This window comes from Spirosoma lituiforme, assembly GCF_054776635.1.
This window is the reverse complement of the sequence record NZ_BAAHBO010000001.1, coordinates 1-17,052: the sequence shown is the minus strand read 5'-3', so window position 1 is coordinate 17,052 and position 17,052 is coordinate 1. Positions and strand designations below refer to the sequence as shown.

The following is a 17,052-nucleotide window of genomic DNA, read 5'->3' as shown; positions in this document are numbered from 1 at the left end:
ATTGTTATGTTGTTTGTGGTAAGAAACGTCGCCGTAAAAATACCGGAACTTCCGGCTGGGGTTGGGCTGTACGCTAACTTTTGACGAACTACCGACTAAGGCCAAAAGTTCAAACTTTTCAATGCAGCATTGTTGGTCCCAGCGTCTGAAATCGTGAATTAACCGAAAACCTTATGGCTCATTAGCTGGCCTGTGATCTACATTCCTATACTCTTTTTTTCTCTGTAATCAGCGCGTATTGTGCCTGCTGACGAGATTTGTGCTTCCTGGATTTCTTCGTAAAAGATTAAGCTTCGAGCCGTATAGATCACCTTATCGCAAAAAAATGAGGACAAATTTTTATATATTAGAAACTTATATATATTTACAGTAGATAGTACACAAAACGGTCTTTTTCCAGTATGGAATCATCGGGTAATGAGTTCCTCAGGGGAACCCTTAAAACAATTGTTTTGAAACTGCTTTCCGATACCCAGCCCGGCTCGTCTGGTCGCTCTACTTCCCGGCAGGGCCGCATGTATGGGTACGAGATTACGCAGGCGGTAAAAGAGCGGACGCATGGCGAGATAACCCTGACATTCGGGGCGCTGTACCCCGTGCTTCACAAGCTGGAGCAGGAGGGGTTACTGACAACAGAAACGGAGGAAGTGGATGGTCGCCTACGAAAATACTACGCCTTAACGCCACAGGGTACGCAGGCTGCGGCACAAAAAGTATCTGATTTCGAACGATTTATGGACACAATGCGCACATTGCTACAATTACCGGTCAACTTAGCCACAAGCCATTGAATAGCTTCTTTACTGCGTATAAACTGAGATAACACCATGAAAAAACTCAGCCCTCAACAACTGGCGATTTTACATCGTCACCTGATCCACAGCGGTTCCTCCGATGCGCTGGCCGAGGAACTACTCGATCACCTTGCCTGCGAAGTGGAGCAGTATATCTGGATAGGACTTCCCTTCGATAAGGCGCTGGACGCGGTGCTGGAGCAGGCCAGTGTAAAAGCAGTGCAGCACCTACGCGAAACGTACCAGATTGAACTGGCCATGACCGACGATCAGTTGAAGCAGGCCAGTCTGGACGATATTGTCTTCGAATTTCGTAACAAAGCATACGGCGCGTACGACTTGCGCCGTGCTTATCCGACAACGCTGCGCAACGCGTTTATCATGGCGCTGGGCCTGTTTATGATGCTGATGGCCATGATGGATGGTATCAGTCGGCATTCATGGTCGTATATGAGCCTGGGCGGAGTTGTCTGGCTGGTTGGGCTGAGTGGGGTCACATTTGCTACCGTTAGCTGGTATCTGCAAGGCACGCGCCGACAACAGCAAGTACTGATGCACAGACAACTACAGTAAATGTGTACGAAAAGAATGTCAATCAGTCATCGCTGAGGTTGTGCTAACGGGCCAGGCTCGTTGGCACAACCTCAGCGATGACTACCTGTAAGCTTTAGTAGGCCCGGGCAAATACCACACGCCCCTTCGACGGTTTACCCGAAAAAACATCGATTCCTTCTTCGGGTTCCTGATCGAATGGTATGCAACGTATAGTGGCTTTAGTGGCTTCTTTTATGGCTTCTTCGGTTTCACTGGTACCGTCCCAGTGCGCCATGATAAAACCGCCCTTTTCCAGTTGCTCCTGAAACTGGTCGAATGTGTCTACGGTAAACGTGTTTTCCTGACGGAATGCTTTCGCTTTGGCATAGATGGTTTCCTGAATCGAATCGAGCAGGTTTTGTATGTGCTCAACTAACCCATCAAAGGGGACCGTTTCTTTCGTTTTCAGATCACGACGGGCAATCTCAACGGTCCCGTTTTCCAGATCACGTCCGCCCATAGCCAACCGGACCGGAACCCCCCGAAGTTCGTATTCGGCAAATTTCCAGCCGGGCTTGTTCGCATCGGAGTCGTCGTATTTAACCGAAATACCAACCTTTTTCAGCGCCTGCACCAACGGTTTAATTTTGGCTGAAATGGCGTCCAGCTGCTCTTCGCTTCGATAAATCGGTACGATAACCACCTGAATGGGGGCCAGCTTTGGCGGCAATACCAGGCCATCATCGTCGGAGTGCGCCATGATCAGCGCCCCCATCAGCCGCGTTGATACCCCCCAGGAGGTTCCCCAAACATAGTCTAGCTGGTTCTGCTTGTTCAGGAATTGCACCTCGAATGCCTTAGCAAAGTTCTGCCCCAGGAAGTGAGACGTTCCTGCCTGGAGGGCCTTGCCGTCCTGCATCATGGCTTCAATACACAGGGTATCATCGGCTCCGGCAAACCGTTCGTTGGCGGTTTTAGTCCCTTTAATAACTGGCAGGGCCATCCACTCTTCCGCGAACTGGGCGTAGATGTCGAGCATTTGCCGGGTTTCGAACTGAGCTTCCTCCGAGGTAGCGTGGGCCGTGTGGCCTTCCTGCCATAAAAACTCGGTGGTACGCAGGAAAATCCGGGTACGCATTTCCCAGCGCACGACGTTGGCCCACTGGTTGATCAACAGCGGCAGGTCGCGGTAGGACTGAATCCAGTTTTTATACGTGCTCCAGATCACCGTTTCCGACGTTGGCCGAACAATGAGTTCTTCTTCGAGTTTGGCCTCCGGGTCAACAATCACCCCCGAACCATCCTCGGCATTTTTGAGCCGGTAATGCGTAACCACTGCGCATTCTTTAGCAAACCCTTCTACGTGCGACGCTTCTTTGCTCAAAAAGGATTTGGGAATAAACAGCGGAAAATAAGCATTCTGGTGACCGGTCTCTTTAAACATATCGTCGAGAGCCCGCTGCATTTTTTCCCAGATCGCAAACCCGTAGGGTTTGATGACCATGCATCCCCGCACCGCCGAATTCTCGGCCAGGTCGGCTTTTTTAATTAATTCGTTATACCACTCGGAGTAGTTTTCACTACGGGACGGAAGCGCTTTTGCCATGCGTGAACGGGTCAGAGCGAGTCAGGGTGATGGCTCGTTCTACCTTTTATTTGAAATAGATTTAAACCTTTGGTAACAAAATGGAATCTAACGTACAAGAACTTGCAAAGATAGGTTTTTAGTCTATTTTTGTAATCAAACAGGTCAATCCTGTGTTATATATTGAAAGAGTTCTCTATATGAGCTTTTACTACATCAGTTCCCTGGCCAAATGAAAACGCAACCCTTATATCGCTACCTATCGCTGGCCGCGCTGATGGGCATCTGGAGTTGTAGCTCCACCCAGCAAACGGCCCAAAATGCAGGCGAAACGGATGATCTGTACGGCAATTCCGGCAACGCTGCCGTGTATGCCAGCAACTCATCTGACTATTCGGCGGTAGCACCACAGCAATCGCGTCGGCAACAACGGTTATCCCGTAATACCAATCCGGATTACGTTGACGATCAGCAATACAATTCGAACGGAAGCAGCAATACGGACGAGTATTATGCTGACCTGAGTGCCCGCAAACTAAATCGTGGTCTTTCTCCCGATCCGGGCTGGAATGATACGGGTACGAATGCCTATAATTCCGGTTTTGTAAACGGCTACAATTCTGCTACCACCTCGGCTTACAGCTGGAACCGCTGGGGATTCAACAACACTGGCTTTTACAGTGGACTGGGTCTTGGTTTAGGCATGGGTGCGTTTGGTGGCTATGGCGGGTACAACAGTTTCGGGATGGGCTTCGGTAGTCCGTTCTACTCGCCGTTTTATGGCAACTCGTTTGCCTACTCGCCATTTGGTTACTCGCCCTTCGGCTACGGTGGCTACGATCCGTTCTACAGTTCCTACGGCGGATTTGGTGGCTTCGGCAGTCCATTTTATTCTCCCTTTGGTTATGGAGGCTACAGCGGGTACTATGGCAGTCCGGTCTACGTAAACAATGTATATGTAGCGGGTGCAGATCCATATCGGAACAATCGGACATCAGGTCCACGTTTCAGCAACGGTACATCGGCTTCGGGTGGCTACAATGGCTCTTTTGTTAATACGCCACGGGCAGCTACTAACAATGGTGGCCGTTCGGGAGGTTACTCGTCATCGGGTAGTGCATCCGCAAACAACAACAACGGGAGCAACAATAGCTATTACGCCAACCCACGGTCAAATAATCGGGGCACCTATTATTATGACAATGGCAACAGCTCGGGCGGACGTACAAATGGGAATTCAACGGCGGCAGCGCCTTCCTACAACAGTAGCAACGGCTCAGGTAATGATTATTACGCTCGTCCCCGGCAGAATAACCAGGGCAGCTACACAGCCCCAAGCAACGGGTACAGCAACAGCGGCAGTCGTAGTGGCTATCAGCAATCACAGCCTAGCTATCAGCAGCCATCGTACCAGAGCCAAAGCCGAAGCAGCTATCAGCAATCACAGCCTAGCTATCAACAGCCTAGCTACAGCGCACCAAGCCGGAGCTACAGCGCACCAAGTTTTGGTGGTGGCGGAGGAGGAGTTTCCTCCGGTGGTGGCGGCCGCTCCGGCGGTGGTGGCGGTGGACGTGGTCCGAGATAAAACCAAAGTTTTGTAAAAATAAAATCCCACCAATTAGCCAATTGGTGGGATTTTTCGTTTTACTGATACTGGATATTAAACATCTGCTAATTGATTTTGTCTTACAGACAAAACGCACCTTTTACCACTTTCACACAATGATCAAGTACATACAGATAACCACTGGTTTTCTACTTATGGCTTCAGTTTCTTACGGACAGGACTACTCAGGTGACGCATTCCGTTATTCAGAACAGCCCATTTCGGGTACGGCCCGCTTTCAAGGTTTAGGTGGCAATCACGCATCCATCGGAGGAGACGCCAGCAACGCATGGGGCAATGCCGCCGGACTGGCTTTTTACAACCGGTCAGAATTAAGCATCAGCCCATCTTTACGCTTGTTAAATAATAGTGCCAATTACCTTGGTCAAACAACGAGCAGTTCGAAATCTAACCCATTCATTGGTTCGGCATCGGTTATTTTTGCTGGTATGCCGTCTGATTCCCGTAGCCGGGGACCCCGGCGAACTGTCTGGGGTATTAGCTATTCACGGCAAGCTAGCTTAGGGAATGAATTCGTAGCACAAGGCCAGAATAATCGCAGTTCAGTCGTCAATTCTTACATCGAGAATGCAAATGGAACCAGGCCATCCAATTTGAATCGGCAATATGATGCACAAAATTTTACGGCCTATCCGAACACGTACTCCGATGGCTATACAGTGACGGGTCTAACGGCGGCTGCTTACCAAAATTATTTGATCAACGACTCATCGACGGATTCAACTCAGTATTTTCGCTACGATAGTGGCGTGCCTGTTAGTCAGCGCGTCAGTTTCTCCGCTTCTGGAGCGGTATCCCAGTGGGGTCTATCGGTGGCCAGTAACTTTAGCGACAAGTTTTATATCGGGGGAACACTTGCCCTCTCGCACTCGAAGTACAATTTCACAAGTATTATTCAGGAGCAGTACATCGGTGGTAGAGTATTCAATGGCATGCGGGAAAACACGGACTATTCGGTAACGGGCAACGGACTAAATCTGTCTTTGGGTGCCATCTATCGAATAGACCAGAACCTTCAACTGGGAGCTAATATCGTTACCCCCACCTGGTCTACGAGTTCATACAAAGAAACCACGAATCAATCGCAGACCATTGATCCCATTGGTATTCCTCAGCTTGATAACAGTGGAAGACCCGTAACCTTTGTACCCAACAATAAAACCATTACAGTAGCGCCAAACGATTTCGACTTTAGAGTCACGACGCCGTTGCGGTTATCTGGGGGTGTTACGTATTTCGTTGGGAAAAGCGGTTTCCTGACTGCTACAGCTGAATACGTTAATTATAGTGGTATGCGGGTCGGCACAAACTATTACACAGAAGGTGCCGATAATCAGGCGTTCAAAAAGGACCAGACAAGCTACGTACAGGGCATTTACCAAAATACGGTAAACTTCCGGGTTGGTGGCGAGTTCAGAAGCGGTATCTTCCGGGCACGAGTGGGTGGAGCCTATCTGCCAAGTGCTTACAAATCCAGCTTCGATGAGCTGGCTCGCAACGGAGACCGGAATACATTACTATACTCGGCAGGTCTAGGGGTTCGCAATGACCGTTTCTTTGCCGATCTGAGCGGTGTCTTCTACACGACAAAGACCTCGTATACACCCTACTATCTTAACAATTCAACCGATTACGCTTCGGCTCTCCTGACAAACAATAACATGAATTTTACCCTTTCTCTGGGGACCTTTTTCTAACAAAAATGCGGTACTGAGTACCGCATTTTTGCTTTTATAACAACTTGCCTATTCGTTGCAGAATATCATCCCCGGTTGTTTCGCCAGACACAACTACCGTTGCCCGATTATAAATAGGGAATCGGATTGTGTGGCGTTGTCTCAGATTAGCCAGCAACTCGGGGTCAGTCGGGCTATGAAGCGGTCGATCTTCCTGCGCGTGTACCACCATTCGCTTTACCAGAATTTCCACAGGTACGTCCAGAAATACGGATATACCTGTGGAATTTATATAGGCCATGTTGTCATGAAAGCAGGGCATACCGCCACCCGTTGACACAACCAGACTACCACCCGGCTTAATAGTGCGCAATACCCGCCGTTCGGCCTCCCGGAAATACTCTTCCCCTGATTCAGCAAAAATCTGGGCAATTGATCTTCCCTCCTCTCGGATAATAAGTTTATCGGTGTCGACAAAGCGGTAGTGCAGGGCATCGGCGATTCGCTTACCTAGTGTACTCTTGCCAGACGATGGCATCCCAATCAGGAAGATGTTTTTCATGATGAAAAAGTGAACGAGTGAACGAGTGAATGAGCGAAAACAGCCTACATCGGTTCTTCACTCGTTCACTCGTTCACTCTTTCGCTCATTTTACTATTTCCAGTACTTCGGCCGCGTTCGGCGTTGAGTTAAAGTGCCATTTTCCCCGTACAGTGCCGTTACTCAGCAACCAGGTACCGGGATTCGAGCGCATAATCGTCTTCAAAACAGTGGCGTCAGCTTTGTAGTACGGCACGTTTTCCAGCTGAAACTCTTTTCGGAATGCCTTGATTTCGTCGTCGCTGGTCGATGTCAGAATGAAAGGTTTTACCGACGAGCCTTGCAGCCCCTCTACCAGGGAGCGAATGGCGGGTAAGCTACCGGCATCAATATCCTTGATGTTTTTGACGATGATGAAAAGTTTATTACCAGCAAACGTCTCCTGCGTGAAATCGCCCTCGTCGTTCCAGATACGGTAATCGGTTATCTTGGGTTTGGCTCCGGGATTAACTAAAACCATTTCCTTGAAGGTATAGCTCTGATCGGACGGGTACTGTTCGAACTCCGTTGTTTTCCCACCTTTTTCCATCAGGTACTTATAGCGTAACGGTTCCGATGGCTTCATCTGAGCCGGAATGTTCTTGCCGACAGCATAAGGCAACATGTCGATAGGCGGCAAAAACTGAACGGCATAGATACCCAGCCCCAGCGTAAGAACAATCGTCAGGCCAACCAGCCAACCCGTATTTCGGGAACGAAGACGGTTTCGGTGACCAATGATAAACAGAATCAACACCATCAGGACAATGTCTTTCCCGAACGACGTCCAGGGCTTGAGCTTAATGGCATCGCCAAAACACCCGCAGTCAGTCACCCGGTCAAAGTAGGCAGAATAGAACGTCAGGAACGTGAAGAACGTAATCAGGAAAAACAGAAGCCAAACTGTCACTTTGGGCTTATAAGAGGCCAGCAGGGCCACCCCCAGAATGATTTCGGCCGCGCAAAACAGCACCGACATCGCCAGCGTGAAGGGCACCAGTGCCATGAAGAAGTCGTGCATAAACGGCAAATCCTGCGCGAACACTTCGAAGTATTCTTCAAACTTAATCTGTGTGCCTACGGGGTCATTGAGTTTGATAAGCCCGGAAAAAATAAACACGATACCGACCAGAATCCGGGCGATACGGGCGGCAATCAGCATGGGTGGTGTGCCGGTCTTGACTTTAGGTTGCGCTGTTGTTGGGTTCATATTTTTTTGACAGGATTACAGCCGGGCCAGCGTTTGGATTAAACAGGGTGAGTACGCAAAAAATCCTGTTTAATCCTGTCTATTTGTTGTTCAGTTTAATCAGACAGAAAACGGCGTAATTGATCATATCCATATAGTTGGCCTCAACGCCTTCCGACACTAGGGTGTTACCCTGATTATCTTCGATCTGCTTAGTACGCAGAAGTTTCATCAGGATAATGTCAGTCATTGAGCTTACCCGCATATCGCGCCAGGCTTCGCCATAATCATGATTCTTGGCAAACAACAAATCAATAACCCGACCTATTTCAGCATCGTACAGCGTTTCGAGTTGAGGAGTGGGAATGTCGTTTCCAACCGGCGTGGATGTGTTGTTCGCCAGTTGAATCTGAATCAGGGCCATCACGCAATAATTGATGATCCCCACAAACTCAGGCTCAATACCCTCGCCAACCCGGCTGATGCCCGTTTCCTGCAAGGTTCGGATGCGTTGCGCTTTGATAAAGATCTGATCGGTAATACTCGGCAGGCGCAGAATTCGCCAGGCGGTACCGTAGTCCTGGTTTTTTTTCAAAAATAACTCTTTGCAGCGTTGGATAACCTGCCGATAGTCGGATTCGGTAGTTTGCACGGTTTTCGGTTTACAGTATTCGGTTTACCTTCGTTTATGGATTCGTTTACCATGAATCGAAAACGGTAAACTGACTACTCACTTTATGCCGAAAGTTACGAAAAAAACGCTGAACTGCCGGGGGCGACTAGTCGATTTGGCCCAGCCCGCGGTCATGGGAATCCTCAACATTACTCCCGATTCGTTCTTTGCGGATAGCCGCGTATCACTCGACAGTACGGTTGCCACGGCAGAACGGATGCTACAGGATGGGGCCACGTTTCTGGATATTGGCGGTTACTCGACCCGGCCCGGCGCGGCAGAAGTCAGCCCGTCGGAGGAAGCCGATCGGGTATTACCAGTCGTTACCGCCATTCTGGACGCTTTTCCCAACGCACTGCTTTCGATCGACACGTTCAGAGCGTCGGTAGCGCGGCAGGCGGTTGCAGCGGGGGCGGCTCTGGTAAACGACATTGCAGGCGGCACACTGGACCCCGCCATGTTTGGCACGGTGGCCGAATTGGGCATTCCTTATATACTGATGCACACGCGCGGCACGCCCCAAACCATGCAGGCGATGGCCACGTACGACAATGTAACGACCGAAGTCATCGACGAATTGGCCCTTCGCCTTGCCGAACTCCGATCGCTGGGCCATAAGGACATAATTCTGGACCCAGGATTTGGGTTTGCCAAGACGCCCGATCAAAATTTTGAACTCCTGCATCATCTGGACGATTTCAGTCTATTTGATGAGCCGATACTGGTGGGAATTTCACGCAAAACGACGATCTGGAAAACCTTGGCAATCAAGCCTGAAGACGCGCTGAATGGCACGACTGTGCTGAACACAGTAGCCCTACTGAAAGGAGCCTCAATACTGCGGGTTCACGATGTTCGGGAAGCAGTCGAAGCAGTAAAACTCACGCAGCGATTAACTTTTTTTTAACATTTGCTTGCATTAATAAAAGCAAAGTTCTACTTTTGCATTCCCAAACGACGAACAGCTGGTTTGTTGACCGGGAAAAACGATTTGGTAGCTCAGCTGGTAGAGCAATACACTTTTAATGTATGGGTCCTGGGTTCGAATCCCAGCCGGATCACAAAGACGAAAGCCGCTCAACCGAGCGGCTTTTTTTATGCCCTCCCGGTTAGGCTTTCTGCCTGTTTTTTTGTTTATTGTCATTCATCACTGGCCCGGCTACCCGATGCGGCCGACCCGGAGTAATCCAAACACGATATCCGTGCTACTTAAAAACGGTACTGCAGACGTCGTGTGAGTTGTTAAGGTAAAAATAGCCATGCGATCAAGCCATTATGCTGTCTTTTTCTGGCATATGTGCGGTAAAGATTGCGTCAAAGCGAGTAACCTAATAAAGTAGTTGTTGCCCCTTAGCCTTAACAAACTTGAAATTATGTTTGCAACAATTGATATATTTCAAGAACAATTATGATCAAATTCATAATTAAGACCGTTTACTATTAAATTCCGGCAAAAGCGATTTTTGCCAAATTTTTTTAGTAGTATATTGCATGACTTTGTCACAAACGCCCGTCAGCCCGGCTAACATCCTCTGATTTAACTTACCCGTCGGGCTACTCTTTAATTTAGAATTTCTTAATAATCGTCCCTGTTTTTTACGATTCTGTCAATCAGAACGGAGAATAGTGACCTTACCCAACACTGTTACGACCATGTCTGATCAGGTTGACCAAACGGCGGGACTCTACCGCCCCGAGTTTGAACACGACAATTGCGGTATCGGCTTTGTAGCCCACATCAAAGGCCGCAAGTCTCACAAAATTGTGTCGGATGCCCTTCAGATGCTTCGGCGTATGGAGCACAGAGGTGCTGTTGGTTCCGAGCCGAATTCTGGCGACGGCGCTGGCCTGCTGATTCAAATTCCGCACGAGTTTTTCATCGACGAAACCCGCAAGCTGGGCGTCCACCTGCCGCCCGCCCTTGAATATGGCGTGGGTATGGTCTATTTCCCGAAAGACGTCTGGCTCCGCGAGGAATGCCGGGCTGTGCTGAACCGGAAAATGAAAATGCTTGGTCTGGAGCTTCTTTGCTACCGGATCGTGCCCGTCAACAACAGTGATCTGGGGAACGGGTCCCGTTCGGCAGAACCACAGATGGAACAGGTGTTTATTAAACGCCCGGCCGACATTACCAATGCCGAAGATTTCGAGCGTAAGCTGTATATTCTTCGCAACTACAGTACCCGCATTATCAATGAGACGATTGCGGGTGTCGATACGTTCTACTTCTCGTCGCTTTCGTGCCGCACCATTACGTATAAAGGTCAGCTAACGACACTCCAACTGGAGCCCTATTTCCCGGATCTTCAGAATGAAGAGGTTGTTTCGGCACTGGGCGTTGTCCACTCGCGCTTTTCGACCAACACGTTCCCATCCTGGAAGCTGGCGCAGCCATTCCGGTATATCGCCCACAATGGTGAAATTAACACCGTACGTGGTAACGTGAACTGGATGAAAGCCGCTGAAGGTCTTCTCGAATCGGCCAAGTTTACCAAGGACGAGATGGACATGCTGTTGCCCATTTGCGACCAGCGTCAGTCCGACTCGGCCAACCTCGACAATGCGATCGAGCTTCTTGTCATGAGCGGACGGTCATTGCCGCACGTGATGATGATGCTCGTTCCCGAGGCCTGGGATGGCAACGACCACATGGATCCCGTTCGGAAAGCGTTCTACGAATTCCACGCAGCGCTCATTGAGCCCTGGGATGGTCCGGCGTCGATTTCCTTCACGGATGGCCGTATCGTTGGCGCAACCCTCGACCGGAATGGCCTTCGTCCATCACGCTTCTGGGTAACGAATGACGACATCGTTATTATGGCCTCTGAAGTGGGTGTCTTGGATATCGACCCGGCCAAGGTGGTATCGAAAGGTCGTCTGCAACCCGGCAAAATGTTCCTGGTTGATATGGAGCAGGGGCGAATTGTATCAGACGAAGAAATAAAAGAGGAAATATCGTCCCGTAAGCCCTACCAGTCGTGGCTGGACGACAATAAAGTCCGGATTCAGGATCTGGAGTCACCCATACGGACGTACAGTAATTACGATCCGGCCAAGCTATTGCGGATGCAACAGGCTTTTGGGTTTACGTCAGAAGACCTGCGGATGATTCTGGCGCCGATGGTCGAGACAGGCAAAGAAGCGCTGGGTTCTATGGGCACCGATGTACCGCTGGCGGTATTATCGGAACAGAGCCAGCACATGAGCCATTACTTCAAGCAGTTGTTCGCCCAGGTGACCAACCCGCCAATCGACTCCATCCGCGAGCGGTCGATTATGTCATTGATTTCGTTTGTTGGGGCCACGTATAACCTTTTGAGCGAGTCGCCCAAGCATTGTCGTCAGGTCGAGCTGGATCAACCCGTACTGACAACGAAAGAGTTTGACAAACTTCGCTTTATTGATAAACCTAATTTCCAGGCCAAAACCATTAACTGCCTGTTTACGGCGGATGGTGACGGCAAATCGCTGGAACGGGCGCTGGACCGCATTTGCCGGTACGCCGAAGATGCCATCCAGGACGGGTACTCGATTCTGGTCCTATCAGACCGGGCGATCGACTCCAGTCATGCGCCGATTCCGTCGCTATTGTCTACGTCAGCGATTCACCACTACCTCATCCGTCAGGGATTACGGGGTAAAGTTGGTATCGTCGTTGAAGCGGGCGATGTTTGGGAAACCCACCATGTGGCCACGCTTATTGGCTATGGGGCATCGGGCGTGAACCCGTACATGGCCTTCGAAACGATTGCCAATATGAAAGAAAAAGGGCTGTTACAAATCGATTACGATCTCGACAAGCTCTACAAGAATTACATTAAAGCAGTGAACGGCGAACTACTCAAGATCTTCTCGAAGATGGGGATCTCCACGCTGCAATCGTACCAGGGCGCCATGATTTTTGAGTGCCTCGGGTTAAACGAAGACGTTGTTAGCCGGTACTTTACGGGTACGGTATCGCGCATCGGCGGGATGGGTCTGGATGAAATTGCCCGCGAAATTCTGGTTCGTCATGGTGTGGCTTTCCCGGATATGCCGGTGTCAGCACCCCGTCTGGAAGTAGGGGGTATTTATCAGTGGAAACAACGGGGCGAAAAGCACATTTTCAACCCGGACACCATCCACCTGCTTCAGCAGTCTACGCAGAAGAACGACTATTCGCTGTTCAAAAAATACTCTAAACTGATTGATGATCAGTCGCAGAAAGCAATCACACTGCGCGGTCTGCTGAAGTTCAAGAAGGGTGCCTCCGTTCCTCTGGAGGAAGTGGAGTCCATCGAGAACATCTTCAAACGCTTTGCCACGGGTGCTATGTCCTTTGGATCTATTTCGTGGGAAGCGCACACAACCCTGGCCATTGCCATGAACCGCATTGGGGGCAAGAGCAATTCGGGTGAGGGTGGCGAAGATGAACTACGCTATACGCCCCTGGCTAATGGCGACAGCATGAATTCGGGCATCAAGCAGATTGCTTCGGGACGGTTTGGCGTAACGAGTTATTACCTGACCAACGCGCGTGAGTTGCAGATTAAAATGGCGCAGGGAGCCAAGCCCGGCGAAGGAGGGCAGTTGCCCGGCTTTAAGGTCGATGACTGGATCGGCCGGACCCGCCACTCCACACCCGGTGTTGGCTTGATTTCGCCCCCTCCTCACCACGACATTTATTCGATTGAGGATTTAGCGCAGCTTATTTCCGATCTTAAAAATGCCAACCGGGCCGCCCGCATCAGTGTCAAACTGGTATCAGAAGCAGGCGTTGGTACCATTGCCGCCGGGGTTGCCAAAGCCCATGCCGACCACATCCTGATCTCGGGTCATGATGGCGGAACGGGAGCTTCTCCCCTATCGTCGATCCGTCACGCGGGTCTACCCTGGGAACTGGGTCTGGCCGAAGCACACCAGACATTGGTTCGGAACAAACTACGCGGTCGTGTTACAGTGCAGGCCGATGGGCAGATGCGCACGGGCCGTGACCTGGCGATTGCGGCTCTGCTCGGAGCCGAAGAATTTGGCGTGGCCACGGCTGCCCTGGTCGCAACGGGTTGCATCATGATGCGCAAATGTCACCTGAACACCTGTCCGGTGGGGGTAGCAACGCAGAACAAGGAACTGCGCGCGCTCTTCACGGGCAAGCCCGAGCACGTGGTTAATATGTTCACCTTCCTGGCGATGGAACTGCGCGAGATCATGGCCGAACTCGGCTTCCGCACCATCAACGAAATGGTGGGCCAGGCACAGATGCTTGAGACGCGCGAAAACCTGCCGCACTGGAAATACAAAAAAGTAAACCTCAATGCGCTACTGTATAAAGAACCGACTAACCTCGATGTAGCGCTTTACAAGCAGGAAGAACAGAACCACTATCTGGACGACGTCCTCGACCGGAAACTGATTGAGGTGGCCCAACCGGCGCTGGCCTCGGCCGAATCAGTTTATGGTGAGTTCACGGTACAAAACATCGACCGGAGCATTGGCACGATGTTGTCCAACGAAATCTCGAAAGTATACGGTGGCCCTGGCTTACCCGACAGCACGATACACATTAAACTGCGCGGAACCGCTGGACAAAGTTTTGGTGCTTTTGCAACGGCAGGTATTAAACTGGAGTTGGAAGGCGACGCCAATGACTATTTCGGCAAGGGCCTTTGTGGTGCCCAACTGATTGTCTACCCCGATCGGGCAGCCCAGTTTAAGCCGGAAGAAAACAGTATTGTTGGCAACGTTACGTTCTACGGAGCCACATCGGGTGAAGCATTCATCCGGGGGATGGCGGGGGAACGGTTCTGCGTGCGGAACTCCGGTGCCAAGGTTGTTGTGGAAGGCGTGGGCGACCACGGTCTCGAGTACATGACGGGTGGCCTGGCTATCATTCTGGGTCAAACAGGTGGCAACTTTGCCGCTGGCATGTCGGGTGGTGTGGCCTACGTTTACGATCAGAATGGCACATTCGCATCCAAGGTTAACCCCGAAATGGTGAATCTGGAGTCGCTTACGGACGAAGACCAAGGCATCATCCGCGAATACGTCGAGAAGCATTTCCAGTATACAACCAGCAATGTTGCACTCACCCTGCTTGAGAACTGGAACGAGCAGATTCATCGGTTCGTGAAAGTAATGCCCGGCGATTTCAGCAAGGCACTGGCTGGACGAGGCATCTCGCTGGCCGATCAGATTCGCGACAAAAACATTGTTTATCAGGACATAACAGTTGATGTGACGCACGGGTAACGGCGAAGTAGTACTATGGGAAAACCTACCGGATTTTTAGAATTTACGCGCGAACTACCAAAAAAGCGCGACCCGCAGCAGCGGATTCATGACTATAAGGAAATTGAGGTTCAGTTTTCGGAACAGGACTCGCAGCGTCAGGCCGCGCGTTGTATGGACTGCGGTACTCCTTTCTGTCACAGTGGTTGCCCGCTAGGCAATATCATTCCTGAGTTCAACGACGCCGTATACGAACAAAACTGGGCTTACGCGTACGAGATCCTGGCAACGACCAACAACTTTCCGGAGTTTACGGGCCGTATTTGTCCGGCTCCCTGCGAATCATCGTGCGTATTGGGGATCAATAAGCCACCCGTTGCCATCGAATTTATTGAGAAATCGATTGCCGAGATAGCTTTCGAACGCGGCTACGTTACACCCAAGCCCCCCAAAGAGCGGACGGGCAAACAGATCGCGGTAGTGGGTTCCGGACCAGCCGGTCTGGCGGCTGCCTCTCAGTTGAACAAGGCCGGTCATACGGTAACCGTTTTTGAACGGGCCGACCAGCTTGGTGGCTTGCTGCGTTACGGTATTCCTGATTTCAAACTGGAGAAATGGACCATTGATCGTCGGTTGGCGGTTATGGAAGCGGAGGGCGTTACGTTCAAAACCGGCGTTAATGTTGGGGTTCATCTGAAAGCCAATGACTTATTGGATCAGTTCGATTTGATCATGCTGACAGGTGGTTCAACCGTACCCCGCGACCTGCCAATTCCCGGCCGCGATCTGAAAGGAATCTACCCGGCTATGGAATTTCTCAGTCAGCAGAACAAGCGCAATGCGAACCTGCCGGTTGAGGTCGATCACCAGGGTCAGAAATACAGCGATGGCGAATTACTGGCGACGGGCAAAAACGTTGTTGTTATCGGTGGTGGCGATACAGGGTCGGATTGCGTTGGTACATCCAACCGGCACGGCGCGACCAGTGTAACGCAGATCGAGTTGATGCCAATGCCTCCTAAAGATCGGGCAGAAAACACTCCCTGGCCCAACTGGCCAATGATGCTCCGCACCAGTACCTCGCACGAGGAGGGCTGCGATCGTCACTGGTCGATTAATACAAAAGAATTTATCGGTGATGAGCAGGGGAACCTGCAGGCCCTGCGTATTGTCGATCTGACCTGGAAAAACGAAAACGGGCGGATGCAAATGGTCGAGTTACCCGGCTCGGAGCGCGAAGTTCCCTGCGAACTGGCCCTCCTGGCGGCAGGCTTCCTTCACCCGCAGCACAATGGGCTGCTGGACAACCTGGGACTGGAATACGACGAGCGGGGCAATGTCAAAACTACGAACTACCAATCGACGACTAACCCAAACGTGTTCGTTGCGGGCGATATGCGTCGGGGTCAATCGCTGGTTGTATGGGCTATCTCGGAAGGCCGCGAAGCCGCCCGTGCCGCCGATTGCTACCTGATGGGTGAAACCCGGCTTGAAGCGAAAGCCGTATCAATGATTTCGGTCGATTAAAAAAATAAGCAACAAAAAAGCCGCTCCGAACATCGGAGCGGCTTTTTTGTTGCTTATCAGAGCGATACTAATTCTTCTTTCTCATCAAAAAAACAGAAGTTTTCCTTTATTTCATAAACCTCTTTGCCGAGGACAAGAACGTTGATAGGCTGGTCGAACTGGATTGTTTCAGATACATTGGTCCGGGGTTAGTGGTATGACGTTTAACCTTGACGAGAGTCTACACAAAAAAAATGATCTGGTTTCCAGCAAGGTTGTGTCTGCATGTATTCTTCCCTCTGTAAATAGAAACAAAAGACTCATCCATGAAAGGTAAGATCAGCGACACGCAACGACTGCTTCATATAAGGTTGTTCTATAGAAAAGTACGGCACGGGCCACCCCGACAATTCGTCTTCTAGCAAATATCCGTCTCGCAAACCCCCACCTATCTCGGTAAATGATGCGTTGATTTATAAGATAGCAATTTGAGATTAAGTAGAGAAATAATTTAGGTCACTCGGTTTAAATTCGTCGTCCGTCTCTTAAAACAGGCGTGGCTGTTGCACAACTCTACCTAGGGATTTAAGTGGCCTTTTCTGTATCTTGAGGTATGCAAGGCAGAAAAGAATATCTTGAAAAGCAAATCACTTGTTTTCAGCTGTCCAGCCGTGTCCCTAA

Annotated in this window: 11 protein-coding genes and 1 tRNA gene; 8 read left to right on the top strand and 4 right to left on the bottom strand. The window is 50.5% G+C overall.

Annotation, left to right across the window (positions count from 1 at the left end; all coding sequences use genetic code 11):
• Positions 1-401: 401 nt before the first annotated feature.
• On the top strand, positions 402-791 hold the full coding sequence (locus ACYU87_RS00060; RefSeq protein ID WP_461131982.1) for a PadR family transcriptional regulator: 390 nt from the start codon (positions 402-404) through the stop codon (positions 789-791).
• 36 nt (positions 792-827) lie between these two features.
• Positions 828-1,367, top strand: a complete 540-nt coding sequence (locus ACYU87_RS00055; RefSeq protein WP_461131981.1) for a hypothetical protein — start codon at positions 828-830, stop codon at positions 1,365-1,367.
• 94 nt (positions 1,368-1,461) lie between these two features.
• Here ACYU87_RS00055 and proS read toward each other — a convergent pair whose 3' ends face one another.
• Positions 1,462-2,934, bottom strand: coding sequence for a proline--tRNA ligase (gene proS / locus ACYU87_RS00050; protein ID WP_461131980.1), 1,473 nt, complete (start codon positions 2,932-2,934; stop codon positions 1,462-1,464).
• Positions 2,935-3,145: 211 nt separating this feature from the next.
• Between proS and ACYU87_RS00045 the strand changes: the two genes are divergently transcribed.
• Positions 3,146-4,498, top strand: coding sequence for a hypothetical protein (locus ACYU87_RS00045; RefSeq protein ID WP_461131979.1), 1,353 nt, complete (start codon positions 3,146-3,148; stop codon positions 4,496-4,498).
• A gap of 176 nt (positions 4,499-4,674) precedes the next feature.
• Complete coding sequence (locus ACYU87_RS00040) at positions 4,675-6,237, top strand: hypothetical protein (RefSeq protein WP_461131978.1); 1,563 nt, start codon at positions 4,675-4,677, stop codon at positions 6,235-6,237.
• A 34-nt stretch (positions 6,238-6,271) separates the two neighbouring features.
• Here ACYU87_RS00040 and ACYU87_RS00035 read toward each other — a convergent pair whose 3' ends face one another.
• The 3 genes from ACYU87_RS00035 to ACYU87_RS00025 all read right to left on the bottom strand — a co-directional run bounded on the left by ACYU87_RS00035 (position 6,272) and on the right by ACYU87_RS00025 (position 8,637).
• Entirely contained in the window at positions 6,272-6,778 is a 507-nt protein-coding gene (locus ACYU87_RS00035) for a shikimate kinase (RefSeq protein WP_461131977.1), read from the bottom strand.
• 85 nt (positions 6,779-6,863) lie between these two features.
• Positions 6,864-8,006, bottom strand: a complete 1,143-nt coding sequence (locus ACYU87_RS00030) for a BT_3928 family protein (RefSeq protein ID WP_461131976.1) — start codon at positions 8,004-8,006, stop codon at positions 6,864-6,866.
• A gap of 79 nt (positions 8,007-8,085) precedes the next feature.
• Entirely contained in the window at positions 8,086-8,637 is a 552-nt protein-coding gene (locus ACYU87_RS00025) for a DUF1599 domain-containing protein (RefSeq protein ID WP_461131975.1), read from the bottom strand.
• Between the two features lie 85 nt (positions 8,638-8,722).
• On the opposite strand from ACYU87_RS00025, the gene folP reads away from it, so the two are divergent.
• The 4 genes from folP (at position 8,723) to ACYU87_RS00005 (ending at position 16,392) form a co-directional block, all read left to right on the top strand.
• On the top strand, positions 8,723-9,565 hold the full coding sequence (folP, locus tag ACYU87_RS00020; RefSeq protein WP_461131974.1) for a dihydropteroate synthase: 843 nt from the start codon (positions 8,723-8,725) through the stop codon (positions 9,563-9,565).
• A gap of 81 nt (positions 9,566-9,646) precedes the next feature.
• Positions 9,647-9,719: transfer RNA gene (locus ACYU87_RS00015), tRNA-Lys, on the top strand.
• A 592-nt stretch (positions 9,720-10,311) separates the two neighbouring features.
• Complete coding sequence (gltB, locus tag ACYU87_RS00010) at positions 10,312-14,886, top strand: glutamate synthase large subunit (RefSeq protein ID WP_461131973.1); 4,575 nt, start codon at positions 10,312-10,314, stop codon at positions 14,884-14,886.
• 15 nt (positions 14,887-14,901) lie between these two features.
• A complete protein-coding gene (locus tag ACYU87_RS00005) occupies positions 14,902-16,392 on the top strand; it encodes a glutamate synthase subunit beta (protein WP_461131972.1) in 1,491 nt (496 codons plus the stop codon).
• Positions 16,393-17,052 lie beyond the last annotated feature (660 nt).